We start from the raw sequence: 23,218 nt of genomic DNA on the forward strand, positions 1-23,218 counted from the left end.
CTAATTATGCAATCCTGAGCTATAACTCATACTAGAGTCTTTTTTTGGGCACACTGATAGAGGTAGTACAAAAAGTCATAGTAGTCGTTTATTACGTTTACTACACGGTCATACCCAAACATATTAGAATTTGATAGGAGGTTTCATAGAATGCATACGGTATGGAAGGGCGCGATCAGCTTTGGTCTGGTGCACGTCCCTGTCAAGATGTTCTCGGCCACGGAAGATAAGGATATTTCGATGCGGTACATTCACAAGGAGTGCGGCAGCCCGCTCTCTTACATCCGCAAATGTCCGGTATGTGAAGAGGAAGTGGCCTGGGAGGAAATTACGAAGGGATACGAGTATGAGAAGGGGAAATTCGTGCTGTTCGAAAAAGAGGAATTGGAGCAGCTGGCGGAACAGAACAGCAAAAATATAACGATTCTGGACTTTGTGGATCTGACCGAAATTGACCCGATTTATTTTCAAAAGACGTACTACCTCTCGCCGGATCAAGCAGGCGCAAACGCATATCGGCTCCTGCTGGAAGCGATGAAGCAGTCCGGCAAAATCGGCATCGCCAAAATCGCCATTCGCTCGAAGAGCAGTTTGGCGGCGATCCGGGTGCTCGATGAATGCTTGTCGATTGAGACGATTTTCTACCCGGATGAGATCCGGCCAATCTCCCAGGTCCCGAATTTGCCTGAAAGAACCGAGGTCAACTCCAAGGAACTCGATATGGCCAAATTGCTGATTGACCAGTTGTCGACTCCCTTTGATCCTGAGAAATACACGGATGATTATCGCGAACGTCTGCTGGATCTGATCAACAGTAAAGTATCCGGTGAAGAAATCAAAATTGCCCCTGCTCGTCAGGAGACCAACGTTGTCGATCTGATGGCTGCCCTCCAGGCAAGCATCGAGGCTGTAAAGCCGATCGGAACGGATCCGGGCACCAAACCGAAGCCGCGTAAAACGACCCGGAAGACGGCAGCCAAAGAACCTGCTGCCAAGGTCAGCGGCGGAGAAGGCGAGCTTGACGCACCGAAGCCGAAGCGCCGAACAACCAAATCCAAGAAATCCGACTCCACATCCTAATCCGTATGGGACAAATGCAGAATCTGCTGCCCAAAGAGCCGATGGCACCGATCTCGACGGATCAAATCACGACGGGCGAGGATTGGGGTTATCAACTGAAATGGGATGGTGTGCGCATACTCGCCGGACTTGACCAAAACCGCGTATCGCTATATTCCCGCAAGCTGCTCGATAAAACGTCGCTGTATCCCGAAGTCGTTCAGGCATTATCGGGCTTGCATGAACGGCGTCTTCTTTTGGATGGTGAGGTTGTCTATTTTCATCCGGAGCTGGGTCGTCCCGTGTTTCAGAAGGTACTTCAGCGGGAGCGTTCGCGTGCGATCAGCACGAACGCTCCCCTGTTTACTTATGTTCTCTTCGATATTCTGGTGGACGGCGACCAAGACTTGCGTAAGCTGCCCTATCTTGAACGTCACCACCGCCTGAAGGAGATTGTTTCCGATACGCCGGGCCTGCTGACCGCGGATCTGTTTCTTGAAGGCGAGCGTTTATGGAATTGGGCCGAAGCACGGGGATGGGAAGGCATTGTAATGAAGCGCCTTTCCTCTCCTTATCGTGAAGGCAAGAAACACCAGGATTGGTACAAGAAAAAGATTGCCGTGAACATGACAGCCACCGCCGTCGCCATGATCATCAGGGAAGGCCGTGTGGCCAGCCTTGTCATTGCCGATGACGATGGCAATTACATCGGCCGTGCTTCCCTGGGACTGAATGAGCAGACGAAGAAGAGGCTGCTGCAATATGCCGAAATGCATCGTGCTGACGCGGTATGGAGTATGCTCCATACCGACCTGAAGAAGGAACAGCTGGCCTGGCTTAGCCAGCCGCTTTCAGTTCAGGTCACATTTCTCGAGTGGAGTCAGGATGGCATGATGCGCCATCCCAAACTCGTATCGATTGAGGGGGTGTAAACCATATGGCTCGTACCGTCAAAGGCACCCTGACGATCGAGGGACAGGAGATTCAAATTACGAATCCAGACAAACCGCTTTGGCCGGAAGTCGGCATTACCAAAGCGATGTATCTGCAAAAGCTTGCGGCCATCTCCCCGTTCCTGCTCCGGTACTGCCGAGGCAGGCTGCTCACGACCATCCGGTATCCGCACGGAGCCGAAGGCGAATCCTTCTATCAGAAAAATGCGCCGGAGCCGCTGCCTCCTTTTGTTCAGACCTATGTGCACGAAAATATTAACTACGTGCTGCTCAACGGACTGCCGGAGCTGCTCTGGCTGGGGAACCTGGCTGCGCTTGAGTTTCACCCTTCACTGCACCTCGCAGGCAGCAATCTGCCCTGCGAATGGATGATTGATCTGGATCCCACGCTGCCGGAGGAGCCGCGCATCATGGAGGCGACTGCCATTGTGGGGGACGTACTGAGCTCGTTGGGTCTGTCCTCCGTCCCGAAAACATCAGGTGCTACCGGGGTCCAGATCATCGTTCCCATTCAGGAAGGCATTACGTTCGATGAACTTCGAACGGTCGGCCAATTCGTGGGGCAATATGTAACCGAGAAATTCCCCAAGCTGTTCACTATTGAACGGCTGAAGAAGAACCGCGGCGATAAAATCTACTTCGATTATCTTCAGCATTACAGCGGAAGGACACTCGCCGCTCCTTATACCCCGCGGGCCCGGCGGCTGGGGACCGTCTCTACGCCGCTCACTTGGGACGAGGTCCGTCAGGACGTTTCTCCCACGGAGTTTCATCTGCTGAACATCGAGGAACGATTAAGAGAGAAGGGGGACCTGCTGCAGACCCTGCCTCCTCAACCGATAGAGAACGTCATCCGACATCTGAAGCCTCAAGGAAAGGCAGCGTCAAAAAGGAAAGGATAGCTGCTCAACATCCGGCATAAGCTCCTCCCCGGAGACCGGTGCGGCCGGTTGCGGCAGCTTCCTTGGCTTCACAGAAACAGCAGCCAAATCTTGCGCTGAACGAAGATGATCGCGAGCGCCTTCCACCTGCGCCCCGTCCTCTTGAGAAGTCCCGCTTCCGATCGTCCCGGACTGGCTCACGCCAGCAGCAGATGCCCCCGGGGTCAGTCCATTCAGTTCACATTCGTTCAGCAGCCTAGCTGCCATCGACTTGAAGGAGCGTACGTAATGCTCTTCGGCATATGCGCCCTGCGCATATAACTCACGGTAAGGCTGAACCACTTCAGGAAACTGGTGTTTCAGTGTTTCGATATACCATTTCTTCACATCGCGTGAGAGTCTCAGCAGCGAGATCATGGCAAAGGAAACGCCCCTTACCTTCGCCTGCGACAAGAGCTCCCTCAGCTCCGATTCCTTATCCGTCAAAAAAGGCAGCACAGGCGCCACAAACAAACCCGTTCTTATGCCTGCAGCCGATAATCGGTGGATCGTATCGAGCCTGCCCTCCGGATGAGGCGATGCCGGCTCCAGCTTCCGGATGATGTCCCCATTCAGCGTGTTGAGGCTCATGTTGACAGATACATTCTCCATCCGGGACAATATGTCCATATCCCTGAGCACGAGCGGAGATCGCGTTGTAATGCTCGTGGAAATGCGGTATTTAGCTAGCAGCTTCAGGCACTCCCGCGTAATGCCCTCCTTGCTCTCGATCGGCTGATACGGATCGGTTGCCGTACCGATCGTAACCTGTCCTATTGATCTTTGCATCGCTTCAATATCATGATCAAACTTCTTCGCTGCACTCGATAACTGCTTCTCCAGCGCTTCCGCTGCATTCGACTTCATAAAGATATGATGCTGAAACTCATCCTCCGCCCCCATGCCGATGAAGGATTGGAAAGCGCGAGCATAACAAAAGCTGCAGCCATGCCCGCACCCGCGGTACGGATTGATGGACCAATCGAAGGGCATCCTCTCTTCCTTCACTCTGTTTAAAGTCTGTTTGGTGGTTATACGTTCATAATGCGTACGAGCCATTCCTCTTCCTCCCCTCTGATCCTGTATTACTATCTTGAATTATTTCATATTTTAACAAACATATGTTCTTATTATAAGTGGATTTTACTGGATTTACAAACCAACCTTCAGCGCACCACATGATAATCGGTTGAACTCCGTCCATTTAAGCTTTATAATCATTAAATATCATGTGATATGTATCAACTGTTCCACATATAAATTATCTAAGGAGTTGCAGACAGTCATGGCACCGAAAACGAGATTCACCAAACAAGATATCGTGCTAGCCGCATTTGACATTGCCCAGACCGATGGGATCGAGTCCATTACGATTCGTAAAGTAGCTGAACGTCTGGGCAGCTCCATCGCGCCGATCTATGTCAATTTCAACGATGCTGAAGAACTGATTCAACAGGTCGTCGATAAGACCTTCCAGGTAGCCCGTGGATTGATTACAGAGCAGAAGTCCGGTCAGCCTTTCCGGGATATCGGCATGGCAAGTCTCCGATTCGCCAAGGAATACCCTGTGCTCTACCGGGATTTGATAATGAAGAACAATCCCCACATGAAGAATACCCCCGAACAAATTCGTGAGGTTATCGGGTTAATGAAGTTAGATCCGGAGCTTGCGGGATTTTCTGATCAGGAGCTGCAATCTATTTTATTGAAAATGCAAACCTTTCAGACAGGTCTCTGTATCATGCTAGCCAATGATCTGTTCACGGAGAGCGTTGATGACGACAAGATGATCCATATGATGGACGAGGCTGCTCAAGATTTCATACGTGCCGCTCGCTTGCGGAAACAGCAAGAGAAATGAATCTGCGTTAGGTGTCGATACATTTCGATCTATAGGAGGTATACGGAGAATGGGAAGAGCCCTGGAGCAGTCGCTTCTGGATGAATGGTTGGAACAGATCGCCAATAAAAAGAATGTGTTTAGCACGGTTCTGTGCGTCGAGGACCAGGAGCAATCACTATCCCTTGTCAGCAGCGGCGGGGCAATGAAGACTGAAGACCGCTATTTCATTGCCAGCGTGACCAAATTGTACGTGACAGCCGTAATATTGAAATTACGATCCGAGCAGCGGATTGGGCTCGATGATCCTATCGGCAAGTACCTCCCCGAAGAGATCATGGCGGGACTGCATATGGTGGAGAACAAGGATTACTCTGAAGAAATCACCGTCAAACAGTTAATGTCCAACACGTCAGGCATCCCGGACTATTTTTCTGGAAAGGTCTTCTCCGACCTCATCGCCGGGCATGATCAGGCTTGGAGTCTGGACAAAACATTGGATGCCGCCAGACGGCAAAAGCCCAGATTCAAACCTGGCCAGAGAAATAAAGCCCAATATTCCGACACCAATTACCGGCTGCTTGGCCGAATAATCGAGAATATCAAGGGCGAACCCATTCAGAACGTATTCAAGGAGTACATTTTCGACAGGCTGAATCTGATGCAGACGTATTTTTTTCATGATCCCGAGGATACCAGCCCCGTTCCTTTCTATTATAAGAAAAAGCGTTTGGATCTTCCTCTGTACATGGCGTCAATCGGAGCGGAAGGCGGCATCGTCTCAACGGCAAGGGAAACGATGATGTTCCTGCGCTCCTTTTTTAACGGGAAACTGTTTCCGATAGGTGATCTGGATGAACTCCAGCGACAATGGAACTTTCTCTGGGCACCGGGCCCCTTTTTCTATGGCACCGGCATTTCAAGACAGCCGCTATCTCCAATCAGCCTGGGACGGGGACTCATCGGTCACTGGGGTCAATCCGGCGCATTTGCCTTCCATCATCCTGAATCAGGACTCTATTTCACCGGAACCGTGAACCAGGCTGTCGGTCAATCCGCGGCTGTGCAGGCAATGACAATAATCATTCGCCATTATGGGCGGGAGAAGAAGACGCTTCACTTGCGCTCAGACACCCCTTAAACAAAAAAATGCTCCACCCGTGTTAACTCTGAACATGGGTGGAACATAGCACTTCATGGTGATTAATGTATGGCCTTCTTCTTAAAGCGGCCGCCCTTCACATCATGGATGTTACCGATGGCAACAAAAGCCTGGGAATCCCAATCTTCCACGATGGATTTGAGTTTCGCTTCTTCCAAACGGGTGATGACAACAAAGATAACCTTCTTGCTGTCCCCGGAATAAGCACCCTCTCCATCCAGATAGGTTACGCCGCGTCCCAAACGTTGGGTTAACGCATCACCGATCTCCTTATGCTTATCACTGATAATCCATACCGATTTGGATTGATCGATGCCTTCGATTGTAATGTCAATCAGTTTAAACGCCAGGTAATAAGCAATGAGCGAGTACATGGCATGATCCCAACCGAAAATAAATCCAGCACTGCCCAGAATAAATACGTTAATGAACATCACGATTTCCCCAACAGAGAACGGTGTCTTCTTGTTGATCAGAATGGCTACGATTTCCGTGCCGTCCAAGGAGCCGCCGGACCGGATTACAAGACCAACCCCGACCCCGAGCAGAACGCCGCCGAACACGGCCGCTAGCAGCGGATCGATGGTAATCGGATCGACGGGATGCAGAAAATAAGTTCCAATGGACATGATCACTACAGCGAACAGCGTGGATAATGCAAAAGTTTTCCCGATATGTTTATATCCCATAAACAAAAATGGAAGGTTGAATAAGGTCAGGAATATACCAAGCGGAAAATCCGTGATATGGGAAACCATAATGGATATCCCGGTAATGCCTCCGTCAATAATTTTGTTGGGCACCAGAAAGATCTCCAGCCCTACTGCCATTAGTACCGCACCGAAAGTTAAGAACACCAGACGACGGAGAAGCTTCAAGGTGGTTGAGCCTGCCTTGGGATTCTCCGGCTTCTGCTGCTCCGCTTTCACTTGTGCAAGAATCTTCACATCACTTGACATAAATCTCCCCCGTTCAACTTATGAAAAATAAGCTAATTTATATTTATAAGTGAAAACCTTATAAATATTCTATCATATAAACAAATGCTGGACATAGAACTTTCAGGCTTCTTCCTGAATTTCACTTTACCCTGCATTCCGCGTAAGATGTTAAAGCTAAAGCATGGGAGACAGCATCCTACATAATATTTCGGCAGCTTTCTGCCATCTTCCGCGCTGACGAAACACCTCCGGATCCATAAGCCTGCTCTGTTTAAGATCCTCCTTAAAATCCGCAACCAACCGCTCTATAGGCAGCTGATCAAACAGCACGGCGGTCAGCTCGAAATTACAGAAAAAACTCCGCATATCCATATTCGCCGTACCGACCGAGCCGAGAAGCTCGTCCACAATGAGCACCTTGGCATGGATGAATCCTTTTTCATACTCGTAGAAGGTAACTCCCGCTGCCAACAGCTCTTCCACATAGGACAAGCTCGCCATTTTTACAAAACGGGAATCGGCACGATCCGGAATAATGATGCGTACATCCACACCACTCACCGCCGCCGTCTTCAGCGCTTCATATATTCCTTCATCCGGAATGAAATAAGGCGTAGTGATCCATATCCGTTCTTTGGCTACGGATATCGCCCCAAAGCACATCTCCTGGATGGCATTCCAGTTCAGATCCGGTCCGCTGCTCAATATTTGCACTTGTTCATCCCCGGTGCATTGATGCTCCGGGAACAGCCCGAAATCCGCAATGCGTTCTCCGGATGCGAGCTTCCAATCATGCAAAAACACATTTTGCAGGAAGTAGACCGCATCTCCCTTTACCTCCAGATGCGTGTCGCGCCAGTAGCCCATTTTCGGATATTCGCCCAGATAGTCGTCCCCGACGTTAATCCCGCCAAGAAAACCGATTATCCCATCCACCACGACGATTTTACGGTGATTCCGGTAATTGATTCTGCGGCTGAACATCGAAACCATGGCGGGCAGGAAGAAATAGAACTCCACTCCCGATTCCTTGAACCGCCGAATGAACGTTTTCTTAAGTTTATAACTGCCAAGCCCGTCACAAACCAGGCGTACCTTGACGCCTTCTTGCGCCTTTCGGATCATGACCTCCTGAAACTTCGTGCCGATCCGGTCATGACGAAAGATATAGAACTCCACATGGATGTGGTCTTTGGCCTGTTCCATAGCACGCAGCATGGCATCGTAAGTCTCTTCTCCATCCGTCAACACGCGGCTCTGATTACAGCCTGTAATCGGACTCTCCGACAAGTGATTGAGCAGATTGAACAAACGGTCATTATGATGAAATTCCGCATTGTTCATGCCTTCCTTGTTCCAAACAACGGCGGCCCGATCCCACAGGTGTCCCCTAAGCTCCTGAAACAGTCTGGAGCCCCGCTTGCGAATCTTCAATCGCTTCTGATAGTCCCTAGCCACAAAGAAATAGAGTACAAACCCGATCAATGGGAGGCAAAATAAAATAAACAGCCAGGCCACGGCCTTGGACGGATTCCGAAACTCCAGCAACAGCACTGCAACCATCTGCAAAATAAAAGTAATAAGTGCAACCAGAAGCCACACCATACCGGCAGCCTCCTCACCATGAATAATAGTCGTATTTTGAATCGATTAACTACACTACATCATTGACCAATTCCATATGTATTTATTCAATTACCCAATGGCGCACCATACTGAATAAATTCTCTTAATTAATATTTTTTGACATGTTCTTCGAAAGAATAGAATACATACTAGATAAGGAGCTGGCCAAGTCTAGCGGGTACCATGATCCATAAACGATGTATGGAAGGGAGATGCCATGAAAACCACACACCGTAAACAACGCTTAACCTTGCTGGTGCTTCGGGATGCCCAGCATTCAGTCAAACAGATCCATCTGTCCAAGCCTCTAATGATAGCGGTGCCCGCGGCCGCTATTTTGTCCATCGCCGGACTGATCGTTTCCCTGCAGATCCAGTCGGCCCAGACGATCTCGGGGCTGGAGCAGCAGCTGATGCTCAAAAACCTGGAAGCCTTAAAGATGGAAGTGACGGTTACCGACAAGGAAGAAGCCATAGAACGTCTAAACAAAGCCATCATTCAGCTGTCGGGCGAAGCAGAGCAAACGAAGGTCCAGATGGAGCGCGTTCAGCAGCTGGAGCAGGAGCTTCAGCAGTTTATTCAGAAGCACGGCAGCTTGTCAGGACAGACCTCCTCCATCACGGCTGAGGATAAGCAGCATGTCGGAGGGGAATTCATTGCCGTTCATGAGAATGGAATGTTAAGTCTCGCGAAGGAGACTCAGGATGATTTTGAAGAGATTCAGCAGTTGATTTCTCGCATGGAGCAGCATATTCCGCGTACGCTGGATCAGGCTCAGGAAACCCAAGAGAAACGTGAAGGCACACCCTCTCTATGGCCGACCACCTCTAAGCGGCTGACATCGAATTTTGGTTATCGGAGCGATCCTTTTACCGGGCGTTCGGCCTATCATGCCGGCATCGATATTGCCGGTAAAACCGGCGATCCGATCTATGCCGCCGGTGCCGGTGAGGTGACGGCAGCGGAACGCAGCGGAGCTCGAGGGCTTTATATCGTCGTCAAACATCCAAATGGACTGGAGACCTGGTACATGCATCTAAACAGCCTGGACGTGTCGGTAGGCGATTATGTCGATCAAGGTGATACCATCGGCAAGCTGGGTTCCTCCGGGCGAAGCACAGGCCCTCATCTTCATTTTCAGGTCGTCAAAAACAACCAGACGATTGACCCGTTGCCTTATCTGCAGTAACAACATCCAATCTTGGTGAGGAGGAATATAATATGAAAAAGAAAAACAAGAACAAGCGGGCTTCAGAGAGAACGGATACGCTGATTGGGCCGGGAAGCGAAGTGGAAGGTGTGCTTCAATGCGAAGAAAACCTGCGGATTGACGGCCGCTTTAACGGCTCCATCGAAAGCCAAGGCTGTGTCACGATCGGCGAAGAAGCCATTGCCCGCTCCAATATCTCCGCTCGGGAGGTCATCGTGGCCGGCAAGGTGTATGGCGATGTAACGGCAGAAAACAAACTGACCATTACGCCTACGGGACAAATGTACGGGGATGTTTACGCCGCTTCCCTGATCGTTATGGAAGGCGGACTCCTGAATGGGGCTAGCCGAATGGACCATCCAACCTCCAATCAAGATGCTGCAGAGTCAACGGACACCACACTGCCGCTTCAGCGTTCGGAAGCAGGTTAACCTAAGCGTATGGACGACCACTCGAACCCGGCAGTTTTATATAGAGCGGCTAGTTCTTTCAGCCGACATCATCAAAGAGCCCCTTCCCATCCATGTTCACACGGGCAGAAGGAGCTCTTTTCTTATTCATAAAATTAAGCTGCAACGTCTCTCCTCGTAAAGGCCAACCAAGAGATGAGCATGAACAACAAACTATAAACAACCAGAATGGTGATGGAGAACCCGAGCCCCACTCCCCCCGGTCCGACCGGCGACTGAATGTAACCGCTCAGGTCGGTGTGGAGAAAGAGTAAGTACTTCGCCCATGCAAACCGCTCCGGATTAAAGATAAAGCCGAAAATATCCTTGGTGAACAGCACCAGCAGCGATAAGCCAATCGCCAAACCGCCAGAACGAAACACCGTAGAAAGCATAAACGCAATCAGCGAGATGACCAGCGCCTGGGTCGTATCGGTCAGCAGGAGAAGCAGCGAATTGTTCATCGAAGATCCCTCGAATCCGCCCGACAATCCGGTATTTCCGGAGAATAACAGCAGCGACATAGCGATCCCTACCACAGCCGTGATTCCTGCACAGAGCAGACCGAATAGAATCAGAGCGGTGAATTTGGACAACAGAATCTTCCCTCGGCTCCATGGCCGAATCAGCAGCAATTTGATCGTCCCTCCGGCAAACTCCCCTGCCACGATATCCGCCGCGATGATCACGGTGAAGATCGTACTCAGGTAGATGGTGAAACTCTCCGTCCATGTGAATACGGTCCAGACATCCATCGGCGCATTCGTAAAGTACAGCATGGTAGGCATAGCCACATTAAACAAGAGAAGAATCGCCAGCATGACCCATGTCCGTACGCGATAATAAATTTTCATATTCTCATTGGCTACAAGACGGGTAAATTTATTCAACAACGAATCCCCCTCCCGTCATTTCCAAGAATTGATCCTCAAGGGAACGGGTCACCGGCTGTATGGCATAGACGCGTATGCCGGCTCCGACCAATGTCGCGTTGATATCCGCAATCATATTCTCGTCACCACGGACAATGATTCGGTGATCGCGGGCTGACGCTTGGAATTCTTGGAGCAGCGCCGCCGCTGCTTCCGCGTCATTGACGGTAAACGCCGTCTCTTCAAACACACGCTCTCCCTCAGCCGTCCGCAGCTGCCGGATATCAATCAGCTTGCCGTGGCGTATAATGCCAACGGTATCACACATTAGCTCCATCTCGGACAGCAAATGACTGGAGACGAATACGGTCGTCCCTTCCTCCTGCGTCAATCTGCGCAAATAATCTCGCAGCTCCCGAATGCCCTGCGGGTCCAATCCATTCGTAGGCTCGTCCAGGATCAGAAGCTTCGGCCGGTGCAGCAGTGCCTGCGCCACGCCGAGCCGTTGGCGCATCCCCAGCGAATAGGTCTGCACTTTCTCATGAATCCGATTCCCGAGCCCTACGAGTTCCACCACCTCATCGATACGTTCCTTGGTAATGCCCTGCATCATGCGCGCAAAATGCTTCAGGTTGTTATAACCAGACAAAAATTTATACATCTCCGGGTTCTCGACAATCGCGCCAATCTGGGCGGCTGCCTGCTCATAATTCTTCTGTATGCTGTAACCCCCGATGGTAATATCCCCTTGAGTGATGGACATCAGCCCGACCATCATGCGAATGGTTGTTGTCTTGCCAGCCCCGTTCGGTCCAAGAAACCCGAAGATTTGCCCAGATGGGATATCTAAAGTCACATTATCCACCAAAACCTTGGACGAGATTTTCTTCGTAACCCCGAGCAGTCTTACCAGCGGTTCCTGCTTCATGTAATCTATTCTCCTTTGCCCTTGTATCATGCAATCTCCACAATTATACAATACTAGAGCAAAGGACAAAATTGTTGAATGCATGACCCCTATATTTGCTGTTATTGGAGCCGTCTACTCGCGATGCACCAACAAAGCCGATTGACACGCCTTGCAGACTCCCGCCGGAACATTATGCTTATAGAATCCGGTTTTATACAAGCTGTGGCTTTGTGCAATAGGAAGCATCCGACAGCAACTGACGCAATACATCATCACTTCTTTCATCCCGTCATCTCCTCTTTCGGGATAGATGCATCTATATCTATGCACAGTATGATACAAAATGTATCCACTACAAAAATTCTATATAAATTGTTACTCTTTGTCAAACCTAAATCAAGCAAATTATGATAAGACTACAGGACCTGGGATAGCCATGATTATCGGAAAGATAAAGATACATTTTTTTCTAAATTTTTAATAAATGATACAATATGTATTGACGATCGATGGAATTTAAGATACATTTTGTATCATATTAGATGTTTTATATGATGTAGGTTTGCTCTAAATTAATGGAACTTGTAGAGAGGTGATTGTGAATGTCATATGGATCTCGCATTGCAAAATTGCGGGAGCAAAAAGGTTGGACCCAGGAAGAGCTATCCGAACGTATTGGTATCAGTCGGGCTTCTTTATCACATTATGAGAAAGATCGCAGAGAACCAAACTTGGAAACGCTAACAAGATTAGCGGACGTATTTCAAACCACGATTGATCAAATCATTGGAAGATAGTCTGTTCAATCCCCCCACTAAAAAATAATCAAAATAACCTAAAACTTCGATATTCTACTCCACACACAAAAACCCCCTTTACTCAAAAAGGGGGTTTTGTGTTGAGAATCATTCCATATACGCTTGTAACGTAGACGTTATCTTTTCTCTTTCTTGATCACCGACGATATAATACCATATTCCATTCATTTTTTGTCCATGGCCTGCGATTTCAACCTGCTCAACCTTTTTCAGTTTTTGACGGTACTCTGTTACAAACATCTTCATCTCTTCAAACGAAATATCCGTTTTGACGCTGTTTCCAACGTTATCCAAAAGCGATTCCAGTTTAAAAACAGTCGAAATCCTTATCAGCTTATTTAAGATCCCCTTCAGAACCTCCCGTTGCCTTGCATTCCTGCCTAAATCCCCCTTAGGATCTTCAAACCGCATACGCGAGAATGCCAATGCTTCCTCACCGTTTAAGTTCAACTTCCCTTGATCAAAGTCATAGCCTGCATATTCGAACCGCATATGGTTATCCACGGTGACTCCACCCAATGAATCTACAATGCTGGAGAAGCCCTCCATGTCCACTTTAATGTAGTAATCGATAGGGAATTGCAAAAAATTCTCCACGCTGCTGATCGACATCTCAACGCCTCCAAAGGCATAGGCATGGTTAATTTTATCCACCGTTCCATGTCCTACGATATCAGTCCTGGTATCACGTGGAATATTAAAAATAAGTACTGACCCCTTTGCAGGGTTTACTGCCATTAATATCATGACGTCGGATCGTCCACGATCATAGGGCCTTTGGTCTACGCCCATAACCAGAACAGTAAATGGATCAGCGTCCTTCATGTTTTTCTCTCCGACCTGAACAGTCGTCCGATCATGTACGAATGTTGGAACTACAGGCGAAGGCTCCCGCTCTTCGTAGATCCGAACCGCTGTCGACTTAATGGATTGATACGTATACAGAAGATAAGCTGAAGGCAGCAGTATAAGAATAGCCAGCAGCCACAGGACCCATTTCCTTGTCATTTTCATCCAGTGATGCCTCCATTGCGTTGACCTTATACTGTCCCGTTAAAGGTCGATGTTGAATCACGACTTAAAGCATAAATAAATACAGTGAAATCATCTTGAACAAAGATTAGGAGAAGGGAAACCAGCAGAAATATGTATCGAGGATGTTTCTTGATTACAATGAACTAAATATACAACTCCGATTCGAGATTAGATAAAAATCCACATATGAAATTATATAATGAAGTCTCATTATTAGTAGGAGAAAAACAATGATATTCTAAACCTATCCCTCATCATGCATACGGATTTAAGGTAAAAGAACTAATGACCAAGCAACGTAAATATAGTAGAATAGCAATAAACCATGATAATGATGCATCGGGATTCCCTGTTCGCTGCAGGCTATCCATGAATTACGTTTCAGTTATAGAGACTCATTTTATTCGACTCGCTGTGACTGAACATCATTCGGTTCAACATACCCACGATACGGGTCTTTTTATCGCCGTCTGTATGGAATTCAGTATGATACAATTGGCGTCCATAAAAGAGCCCCCTTGATTCAATGTGGCCCGAAAGCAGAATATGATCCACATTATCATCAATTTCGTAACCCAATATAATACTAGAATGAATCGGTATTTCCCAAGGACATAGGAATACAAGACCACTGGGCAGCAGCTCTAGCGGTGTAACGGAATGACTTTTCCCATGAATGGTTAATTGCCCGATCTGCATGACTCTAATCCTTACCGTAATTTGGTGTTGGCGTTCTCGTAACATTGGAGGTAACCCATCCGCTCCTTATTATAATTTTTTGGTATGGGACATTTCTGCACTGGATAAAATGATACTAACTGTACCCAAACCTTTACATTGCAGATACAATATGTATCTCGTTAATGTTTATAATACGATACACATTGTATCTAGTCAATAAAAAGTAGTCTTTTTATGTATATAATAAATCGGCAGTTTTAACTTTATTGATCTATTCAATTAACTTCTATAGATACAAGCCATTCGAAAGGGGGATCAATGCGTGAACTACGGAGAACGAATATCTGAATTACGTGAACAGCATGGGTGGACTCAGGAAGAGCTCGCTACCTCTGTCGGTATTACACGTGCTGCACTATCCCATTATGAAAAAAATCGGCGCAAGCCCGATTTCGAAACATTGACCCGCCTGGCAGATCTGTTTGACGTATCCATAGATTATCTGATCGGGAGAACGACACAGGAAAAAACGGTGCTTGATACGGAAGTTCGATCGTTTGTGGACGGACTTGAACTATCCGATGAGGATTTATTGGAACGCTTTAACCTTACGGTGGACGGTCGCAAGCTAACCGAAGATGAAGCCAAGCGATTTATTGCATTTGTTCGCATGGAACGAGCCATGAAATAATGCTCATGCCCAAGAACTACAAAATCCCCGCCGTGTAGGATACGTTCATCGCTACATGCCGGGGATTTTATTGTCTTCATAAGATCATATCTAATCTTTTCTTAATTCCTCCATTTGCAGCCATTTATCAGGATGGATTCCCAATTGAGTCATGAGCTTATTGATGTCGATGTTCGTTTTCTGCTGGTCAAGCCGCTGCTCGGTGCTTCCGGAGCCTCTCTCCTTGTCCACACTCATTTCCACAACTACCTCGCTTATCTATAATTTCCTCTCCATCCCAGCTGCCAATGCTTGTTGAAATTACCATGTATACAGCAACAACCTATTAAACAACTTACTTACCAATATTATAACGAACGAATCCACATGATGCTGTCGTCTTATGGAGCCTTTGTCCTATGCTTCCGGTTCTAATTTTGTCGAATTTTCTTTTTGAATATTTTGTTGAATATTCAAATTTCTCAATGATACTAGCGTAACTTACTTATATATGAAAAAAAACCACATTGCATTCATTAAAGAACACAATGTGGTTTCAGCTGATATAACGTCAGATATTAGTTCCCTGTACGAGCCAGCTCTTTCATATTCGCCTCAAATGCGGCGAGAAGCGCAGCTTCACCTGCCAGCCCTTGGTCTTGAGCCTTCTCGATATGGAGCAGCATGCGTTTGTAATCCTTCGGAATGATACGGACAAAGCGGCTCAGCGCCTGATCCCAATCCCCTAGAATTTGCTGTGCAGGCACACTGCCCGTGTACTGCTCATGCTGCCGAATAAGATGATGGAGTGCTTCCGCTTCTGCGGTTTCCTCTACGCGCTCAAGGAGTACCATCTCCAGATTGCAGCGAGCCACAAAAGTTCCTTCAGGATCATAGACGTAGGCCACGCCGCCGGACATCCCAGCCGCGAAGTTCCGTCCGGTTTCACCGAGAACAACTACCCGGCCGCCGGTCATGTATTCACAGCCATGATCGCCGACGCCTTCAACCACAATGCTCGCACCCGAGTTACGAACGGCAAAGCGCTCGCCGGCAATGCCTCTTACATAGGCTTCGCCGCCTGTAGCACCATAAAACGCAGTATTACCGGCAATGATATTCTCCTCGGCTTTGAAGGTTGCTTTCGGTGAAGGCTTCACGATCAGTTTGCCGCCGGAAAGGCCTTTACCGATATAGTCATTCGCATCTCCTTCAACCGTCAGTGTCATCCCTTTCGGCACAAAGGCACCAAAGCTCTGGCCTGCGGACCCCACGAAGTTAAAACGAATCGTGTCTTCCGGCAATCCGGCAGCGCCGTATTTGCGCGTGACTTCACTGCCTAGAATCGTACCCACTGCACGATCCACGTTTGTGATCGGGAAGGTGCCTTCCACCGCCGCTCCCGATTCCAATGCAGGCGCAGCGCTGCCAAGCAGCGAACGCATATCCAGCGTTTCTTCCAGGCCATGATTCTGTCTTTGACTGCGATAGCGAGTGCTGCCTTCCGGAAGCTCCGGCGTATACAGCAATGCGGAGATATCCACGCCTTGCTTCTTCCAGTGATGATCTGCTTTGACGGCATCCAGGCAGTCGGTACGTCCAATCATCTCATTAATGGTGCGGAAACCCAGCTCTGCCATCAGCTCGCGCATGTCTTGAGCGACAAAGCGCATAAAGTTGGCAACATGCTCCGGATCTCCTGTAAAGTTCTTACGCAGCTCCGGATTCTGAGTGGCTACGCCAACCGGGCAGGTGTCCATTTGACAGACACGCATCATGATACATCCGATGGCAACCAATGGTGCCGTAGAGAACCCATACTCTTCGGCTCCAAGCAGAGCCGCTACCACCAAGTCGCGCCCGTTCAGCATTTTGCCATCCGTCTCGAGCACGACGCGGTCACGCAGATTGTTCATGATGAGCGTCTGATGGGTTTCGGCAAGGCCAAGCTCCCAAGGCATACCGGCATGACGGATCGAGCCTTGCGGCGAAGCCCCCGTACCGCCATCGTAACCGCTGACCAGAATGATATCCGCGCGGCCCTTCGCAACACCTGCAGCGATCGTACCCACACCCACCTCGGATACGAGCTTCACGTTGATATCCGCACGCGGATTGGAGTTCTTCAGGTCGTAAATAAGCTCTGCCAAATCCTCAATGGAGTAGATATCATGATGCGGCGGCGGCGAGATCAGGCCAACACCCGGCGTCGAACCACGAACCTCGGCTACCCAAGGATACACTTTACGGCCCGGGAGCTGTCCGCCTTCGCCCGGCTTCGCGCCCTGCGCCATCTTAATCTGGATTTCGTCCGCGTTCACCAGGTAGTTGGAGGTTACGCCGAAACGTCCCGAAGCCACCTGCTTGATGGCGCTGCGGCGGGAATCGCCGTTAGCATCCGGGATGAAACGGGCTGGATCCTCTCCGCCTTCACCCGTATTGCTCTTGCCTCCGATGCGGTTCATCCCGATCGCAAGGCTCTCATGCGCTTCCTTGCTGATCGAGCCGAATGACATCGCGCCCGTTTTGAATCGGCGCATGATGGATTCTACGGATTCAACCTCATCCAGTGGTACCGGCTCGCCGACCGGCTTGATTTGGAGCAGTGAGCGCAGCGTAAGATGCTGCTCATTCTCACCTTTCACAAGCTCTGCGTATTTCTTGTAAGTTGCATAGTCATTGGTGCGGACCGCCTGCTGCAGCAAATGGATGGTTCTCGGGTTGAACAAATGCTCTTCCCCGTCAGCTCTCCATTGATATTCGCCGGCTGAATCCAGCGCTTTATCGTTCCCGTCCTTATCGGTAAAGGCACGCTCGTGATGGGCCAAGGCTTCCTTGGCCACTTCTTCCAGACCGATCCCCCCGATACGGGACGGCGTCCGTGTGAAATAGCTTTCTACGAAATCTTCTTTGAGGCCGACAGCCTCAAAGATTTGGGCTCCACGATAAGATTGGATCGTGGAGATCCCCATTTTCGATAAAACTTTAACGACGCTCTTGCTTGCCGCTTTAATGTAATTCTTCACGGCTTTCTCATGCGAGATCCCGCGAAGCATGCCCTCCGCAATCATGTCATCCAGTGTTTCGAACGCCAGATACGGGTTGACCGCGCTCACGCCGTAACCGAGCAGCAGGGCGTAATGATGTACTTCGCGAGGCTCACCGGATTCAAGCAGGATCGCCACCTTGGTCCGGGTTCCCTGACGGATCAGATGATGGTGGAGTGACGATACGGCAAGCAGCGATGGAATCGCCGCATTGTCTTTATCCACCCCGCGGTCCGACAAGATCAAGATATTATGGCCCTTGGCGATGACCCGGTCCGCTGCCTCGCAGAGGGTATGGATCGCTTGACGAAGCCCTTCTGCTCCTTCCGCTGCCGGGAAGAATATCGGAATGGTCATGGACTTGAAGCCGGGACGGCGAACGTGGCGCAGCTTCGCAAAATCTTCATTCGATAGCACCGGCGAATCCAGACGGATGTGACGGCAGCTTTCGGGCTCGGGCTTCAGCAGATTGCGCTCCGGACCGATCGTTGTTGCCGTTGAAGTGACCAGTTCTTCACGAATCGCATCAATGGGCGGGTTCGTCACCTGGGCGAACATCTGCTTGAAGTAGTTGAACAGCCGCTGCGGACGGTCGGATAACACTGCAAGCGGTGCATCGTATCCCATGGATGCGACAGCTTCCGCACCCGTGATCGCCATCGGCTCGATGACTTTGCGCAGCTCCTCATACGTATAACCGAAGGCTTGCTGCAGCTGACGTACATTTTCATGCTTCGGATCCGGCAGTTCCGGCGCGTCAGGGAGATCATGAAGCTCTACCAGATGCTCATCCAGCCATTCAGAGTATGGAAGTTCCGCGGCGATGCTTGCTTTGACTTCTTCGTCAGAGATGATCCGACCTTCCTTCGTGTCAACGAGCAGCATCCGGCCGGGACGCAAGCGGTCCTTGTACAGCACGTTTTCCGGCGGAATATCCAGAACGCCCGCTTCGGAGGACAGAATGATCAGATCATCCTTTGTTACATAATAACGGGATGGACGCAGTCCGTTCCGGTCCAGGGTAGCTCCGATCTGAACGCCGTCCGTGAACGCCATCGCAGCCGGGCCGTCCCATGGTTCCATCAGCGTGCTGTGGTATTCATAGAATGCTTTTTTGGTCTTATCCATACTCTCATGGTTGCTCCACGGCTCAGGGACCATCATCATGGCCACATGCGGCAGGGAACGACCGCTGAGGTACAGGAATTCAAATGTATTATCGAACATCCCGGTATCGGATCCGTCCGGGTTGATGACAGGTTTAACCTTCTCGAGATCGCTTCCGAACAGTTCATGCTCGAACAGCGATTGACGGGCGTGCATCCAGTTTACATTCCCGCGCAGCGTGTTGATCTCGCCGTTGTGAATCATGAAGCGGTACGGATGCGCGCGTTCCCAGCTTGGGAACGTGTTCGTACTGAAACGGGAGTGAATCAGCGCAATAGCGGATTCCAATCCCTCTTGCTGCAGATCCAGGTAAAATTCCCCTACCTGCTCCGTCGTTAACATACCTTTGTATACGATCTTCCGGCAGGACAGGCTGGATACATAGAAGCTGTCGCCTTCGGGCTTTCCGCTGTAACGGATAGCCAGCTCGGCGCGGCGGCGGATGACATACAGCTTGCGCTCGAACGAGAGATCATCCTGAATGTCGGAGCTTCGTCCGATGAACACTTGGCGGACGTACGGCTTTGCCGCTTTTGCGGATTTACCCAGCATTTCATCATGGGTCGGGACATCACGGAATCCGAGCAGGGTCTGGCCTTCTTCAGCAATAATCGAAGCCAACTGATCCTCATGGGCCGAGCGGACAGCAGGGTCATGGGATAGGAACAGCATGCCGGCACCATAATGCCCGGCTTCCGGAAGTTCAAAGCCCAGCTTCGCTGCTTCGGCGGAGAAGAAGGAGTGAGGAATTTGCAGCATAATCCCAGCGCCGTCACCGGAGTTCGGCTCGCTGCCCTGTCCTCCGCGATGCTCCATATTAGCAAGCATGGTCAGCGCGCTGCTTACGATTTCATGGGATGGCTTACCCTTGATATGGGCAACAAATCCCATACCGCAAGCATCTTTTTCAAACTGCGGATCATAGAGGCCCTGTTTCTGGGGAAAATCAGTATGTTTCATAAGATGCAACCTTTCTTTGTATAGAATAAAATGCTGCTGATCAATAACGGAAAACATAAAGGTTGGACATCAATCCTCTCCTGCAGTGTGACACACTGTCTTGAGGTGATGCAGTATTGTGCAAAAGCGGCAAGGGGTAACATTTACCTGACACGTAAGATTTATTAGTTCTATATATTTTATCACCGTCATACAGTGCAGGCAATTCAAAGTTTTTATGAATTTGATAAGAATTGTTTTTATGAGAGTTATCACAATACACAGTTAAAACTTATGTAGAATAGTGCAAAAAAACATGCAAATAAAACATTCCGAACAGGCGTTTTTGTTCACCTTATCTCATTTCCACGACCATCCGCTCATCTTTTTCCCTTCACCTTCTCTCCAACGGGAGGGGCAAGTGATCATCATCACCATGATCCAATATAAGATGATGCGACTCTAAGGTCGGTTCTCCATGGCCACGCTCACGCTACACCCGAGCATCAAAAAAGGGACTTCCCCGAGATCTGCTCGACCTTCGGGGAAGTCCTTTTCCTTCATATATAAAGATATCTCGCTTATGCAGTCAACGCTGTATCGGTGTCTGCTGCTTTCTTGTTGTTTCGGGTAGCCAGGAAGTACACGGCGGTCAGAGCCAGGAATACGAGACCGAATCCGGCCAGCACACCCACATTGGCCCACATGCCGTCGAAACTTCCTGTGGATATGACGTCCTTGTAGCCTTTTACGCTGTAAGTCATCGGCAGCAGCGGATTCAATGCCTTCATCCAGTTCGGAATCAGCTCTACCGGGAACGTGCCTGCGCTTGTTGTCAATTGGAGGATCAGGATAACGATGACGACGAAGCGTCCAGGCTGATCCAGCCAGGTTACAAACATTTGCACCAGGAACATGAACGACAAACTCGTGATGATGGAGAAGAGATAGAAGAGCGGAACGCTCTGCACCTCAAGCTTCAATCCGTACAGCATCACGACCGATGCCAGCAGCGCTTGAATCAATCCCATACCGGCAAATGAAAGCGTACGGCTGACAAACCGGTTCCAGCCCGATGCGTTCGGTACCGATGCTTCACGGATCGGCAGGATAATCGTACAGAGCAAGGCTCCGACAAACAAACCGAGCGACAGGAAGTATGGTGCGAATCCCGTACCGTAGTTCGGTACTTCGTTCACTTTATGCTCTTCAACCTGTACCGGTCCGGCAAACATGGTGACCGTTTCGTCGGTTGTTTTGATATCGCCTGTCTTGTCGGCAGCCTCGTTCAGCTTGCCTGCAAGCTCTCCGCTGCCTTCCTTCAATTCACTCATCCCGTTTACCAGCTCACCGGCTCCGGAATCCAGCTTTTTCGAGCCGTCGGCAAGCGTTGTAACGCCACTTCCGAGCTTGCCCGCTCCTCCTGCAAGCTGCTGCGTGCCTTGCGAAAGGGTGGCTGCTCCGCTTGCGAGCTGTTTACCGCCAGCTGCTGCTTCGCTCAGCTTCGTGCCGAACAGCTTCATGCCGTCAACCAATTGGCTTTGGCCGGCGCTCAGCTGTTTGGCACCAGCCAGCAGCTCTTGACCGCCAGCTGCGAGCTGTTTGCCGCCTTCAGCCAGCTGATTCGCTCCTGCGCTCAGCTTGCCTGCGCCTTCCTGCAGCTGCAATGTGCCTTGATTCAGCTCGGCTGCGCCTTGTGCCAGCTGTTTCTGACCGGCATTGAGCCCGCTTGTGCCGTTGGCAACGGATTGGCTTGCAGCCAGCAGCTGCTGAACCTCCGGACTTTGCGCCAGCTCCGGATTGCTTTCAGCCAGCTTCTTCATTCCGTCTGCAACGGCCTTGGCGCCTTGCTCCAAGGAAGCCGTAGCCTCCAGCGATTGATTCAGCCCGGCTTTCAGGCTGCTGCTGCCTTCATGAGCGCTTTTTGCGCCTGCGGCAAGCTGGGCCGCCCCTGCCTGATTGGCTTGGAGGCCTTCATTCAGAGTGGTGCTGCCGGCTGCGGCAGATTCAATCCCCGCTTGCAGCTTGGCACCGCCCTTGCTAGCTTCCTCAGCTCCCGCTTGCAGCTTGCTGTGACCCGCTTTAAGCTGATCCAAGCCGGAAGCGAGAGTGCCGGCTCCTGTGTTCAACTTGCCCGCACCGTTATTCAGCTCCTGCACGCCTTTGGTCAAAGGCGCGATTCCATTCTGAAGCTCCTGTGTGCCGCTGACGAGTTTAGCCAGATTTTCCTTTAGCTTCACGGCACCGTCATCCAGCTTCACGGCACCTTCGGATATCTTGGTTGCACCGTCTCCCGCTTCGCTCAAGCCATCGGATACCTTGGCTACTTGATCGAACAGGGTTTCCGTATAGGCTTCCGTCACTTTCGCGGACACCTTGGACTGAATCTGCTTCACCGCAGATCCGCCGATCTGGGCCGCCAGGAAGTTGTAGCCTTCATTCGGCTCAAATACGATCTGCGCAGGCTGCGGATGTTCATCCATTAAGGTTGTTGCCTGCTGGGAGAAATTCTCGGGGATGCTGATGGTCATGTAGTACTTGTTATCCTGCATGCCCTGCTCCGCTTCCTGCCGATTAACGAATTGCCAATTAAAATCTTTTCCCTTCTTCAGCTCGGCAACCAAATCCTCGCCGGCGTGAAGCGTCTTTCCTTCAAAAACAGCGCCCTGGTCGTTATTGACGACCGCAACGGGCAAATCCTCCATCTTCCCGTACGGGTCCCAGAAGGCCCCGAGGAACATACCGCTGTACATGACCGGTATGAACAGCACCGCGATGATCGGAATCAATATTTTTTTATTCCGAACGGCAGCCCCAAGATCTTTTGCAAATACAGATAATGACTTCATCCCAGTCTCTCTCCTTTTTTCTCTAGATAACCAGCCGACATGAATCTGCATCAGAGCAGATCACATTCCA

At 50.0% G+C, this 23,218-nt stretch carries 18 protein-coding genes and 1 pseudogene; 9 read left to right on the forward strand and 10 right to left on the reverse strand.

Translation table 11 applies throughout. The features are described 5' to 3' along the window. Positions 1-150: 150 nt before the first annotated feature. Genes ku through ligD form a run of 3 tightly spaced genes read left to right on the forward strand, consistent with a single transcriptional unit; the run spans position 151 to position 2,914 of the window. Positions 151-1,080, forward strand: a complete 930-nt coding sequence (ku, locus tag M4D81_RS20835; protein WP_071222501.1) for a non-homologous end joining protein Ku — start codon at positions 151-153, stop codon at positions 1,078-1,080. A 14-nt stretch (positions 1,081-1,094) separates the two neighbouring features. Beyond that, positions 1,095-1,991 carry an ATP-dependent DNA ligase gene (locus M4D81_RS20840; protein WP_260067934.1) on the forward strand — a complete coding sequence of 299 codons (897 nt, stop codon included), beginning with the start codon at positions 1,095-1,097 and terminating at the stop codon, positions 1,989-1,991. Between the two features lie 5 nt (positions 1,992-1,996). Further along, entirely contained in the window at positions 1,997-2,914 is a 918-nt protein-coding gene (gene ligD / locus M4D81_RS20845) for a non-homologous end-joining DNA ligase (RefSeq protein WP_260067935.1), read from the forward strand. Here the strand turns inward: ligD and M4D81_RS20850 are convergent. After that, complete coding sequence (locus tag M4D81_RS20850; protein WP_260067936.1) at positions 2,897-3,991, reverse strand: SPL family radical SAM protein; 1,095 nt, start codon at positions 3,989-3,991, stop codon at positions 2,897-2,899. The genes ligD and M4D81_RS20850 overlap by 18 nt on opposite strands. 226 nt (positions 3,992-4,217) lie before the next feature. On the opposite strand from M4D81_RS20850, the gene M4D81_RS20855 reads away from it, so the two are divergent. Together M4D81_RS20855 and M4D81_RS20860 are read left to right on the forward strand one after the other, a co-directional pair. Next, positions 4,218-4,793 (forward strand): TetR/AcrR family transcriptional regulator, encoded by a 576-nt coding sequence (locus M4D81_RS20855; RefSeq protein ID WP_071222497.1) that lies wholly within the window; start codon positions 4,218-4,220, stop codon positions 4,791-4,793. A 49-nt stretch (positions 4,794-4,842) separates the two neighbouring features. Then, entirely contained in the window at positions 4,843-5,913 is a 1,071-nt protein-coding gene (locus M4D81_RS20860) for a serine hydrolase domain-containing protein (protein WP_260067937.1), read from the forward strand. A gap of 62 nt (positions 5,914-5,975) precedes the next feature. Here the strand turns inward: M4D81_RS20860 and M4D81_RS20865 are convergent, their stop codons facing one another. Both M4D81_RS20865 and cls read right to left on the reverse strand, forming a co-directional pair. After that, on the reverse strand, positions 5,976-6,893 hold the full coding sequence (locus M4D81_RS20865) for a YitT family protein (RefSeq protein WP_071222495.1): 918 nt from the start codon (positions 6,891-6,893) through the stop codon (positions 5,976-5,978). A gap of 156 nt (positions 6,894-7,049) precedes the next feature. After that, positions 7,050-8,480, reverse strand: a complete 1,431-nt coding sequence (gene cls / locus M4D81_RS20870; RefSeq protein ID WP_260067938.1) for a cardiolipin synthase — start codon at positions 8,478-8,480, stop codon at positions 7,050-7,052. Between the two features lie 238 nt (positions 8,481-8,718). Here cls and M4D81_RS20875 point away from each other — a divergent pair, with 238 nt between their 5' ends. Next, a complete protein-coding gene (locus M4D81_RS20875) occupies positions 8,719-9,690 on the forward strand; it encodes a M23 family metallopeptidase (protein ID WP_260067939.1) in 972 nt (323 codons plus the stop codon). 32 nt (positions 9,691-9,722) lie between these two features. Next, the gene (locus M4D81_RS20880; RefSeq protein WP_071222492.1) at positions 9,723-10,142 is read left to right on the forward strand and encodes a bactofilin family protein; all 420 of its coding nucleotides are present in this window, start codon (positions 9,723-9,725) and stop codon (positions 10,140-10,142) included. Positions 10,143-10,276: 134 nt separating this feature from the next. Here the strand turns inward: M4D81_RS20880 and M4D81_RS20885 are convergent, their stop codons facing one another. Continuing rightward, positions 10,277-11,050 carry an ABC transporter permease gene (locus tag M4D81_RS20885; protein ID WP_260067940.1) on the reverse strand — a complete coding sequence of 258 codons (774 nt, stop codon included), beginning with the start codon at positions 11,048-11,050 and terminating at the stop codon, positions 10,277-10,279. Further along, complete coding sequence (locus tag M4D81_RS20890; protein ID WP_071222490.1) at positions 11,043-11,960, reverse strand: ABC transporter ATP-binding protein; 918 nt, start codon at positions 11,958-11,960, stop codon at positions 11,043-11,045. Before M4D81_RS20890 ends, M4D81_RS20885 begins: the two co-directional genes overlap by 8 nt. A gap of 584 nt (positions 11,961-12,544) precedes the next feature. Between M4D81_RS20890 and M4D81_RS20895 the strand changes: the two are divergent. After that, positions 12,545-12,736: pseudogene (locus M4D81_RS20895) on the forward strand (helix-turn-helix domain-containing protein); the annotation flags it as partial. A 111-nt stretch (positions 12,737-12,847) separates the two neighbouring features. Here M4D81_RS20895 and M4D81_RS20900 read toward each other — a convergent pair. Both M4D81_RS20900 and M4D81_RS20905 read right to left on the reverse strand, forming a co-directional pair. Further along, complete coding sequence (locus M4D81_RS20900; RefSeq protein WP_071222488.1) at positions 12,848-13,774, reverse strand: LCP family glycopolymer transferase; 927 nt, start codon at positions 13,772-13,774, stop codon at positions 12,848-12,850. A gap of 402 nt (positions 13,775-14,176) precedes the next feature. Beyond that, positions 14,177-14,494, reverse strand: a complete 318-nt coding sequence (locus tag M4D81_RS20905; RefSeq protein WP_260067941.1) for a hypothetical protein — start codon at positions 14,492-14,494, stop codon at positions 14,177-14,179. Positions 14,495-14,798: 304 nt separating this feature from the next. Here M4D81_RS20905 and M4D81_RS20910 point away from each other — a divergent pair, with 304 nt between their 5' ends. Then, a complete protein-coding gene (locus tag M4D81_RS20910) occupies positions 14,799-15,167 on the forward strand; it encodes a helix-turn-helix domain-containing protein (RefSeq protein ID WP_071222486.1) in 369 nt (122 codons plus the stop codon). 90 nt (positions 15,168-15,257) lie between these two features. Here M4D81_RS20910 and M4D81_RS20915 read toward each other — a convergent pair whose 3' ends face one another. The 3 genes from M4D81_RS20915 to M4D81_RS20925 form a co-directional block, all read right to left on the reverse strand. Then, positions 15,258-15,404 (reverse strand): hypothetical protein, encoded by a 147-nt coding sequence (locus M4D81_RS20915; protein WP_179090689.1) that lies wholly within the window; start codon positions 15,402-15,404, stop codon positions 15,258-15,260. Between the two features lie 320 nt (positions 15,405-15,724). Then, positions 15,725-20,320, reverse strand: a complete 4,596-nt coding sequence (gltB, locus tag M4D81_RS20920; protein WP_260067942.1) for a glutamate synthase large subunit — start codon at positions 20,318-20,320, stop codon at positions 15,725-15,727. Between the two features lie 560 nt (positions 20,321-20,880). Next, on the reverse strand, positions 20,881-23,148 hold the full coding sequence (locus tag M4D81_RS20925) for a YhgE/Pip domain-containing protein (protein WP_260067943.1): 2,268 nt from the start codon (positions 23,146-23,148) through the stop codon (positions 20,881-20,883). Positions 23,149-23,218 lie beyond the last annotated feature (70 nt).

Origin of the sequence: Paenibacillus sp. p3-SID867 (genome assembly GCF_025142895.1) — a bacterium.
Classification (GTDB): domain Bacteria; phylum Bacillota; class Bacilli; order Paenibacillales; family Paenibacillaceae; genus Paenibacillus_AQ.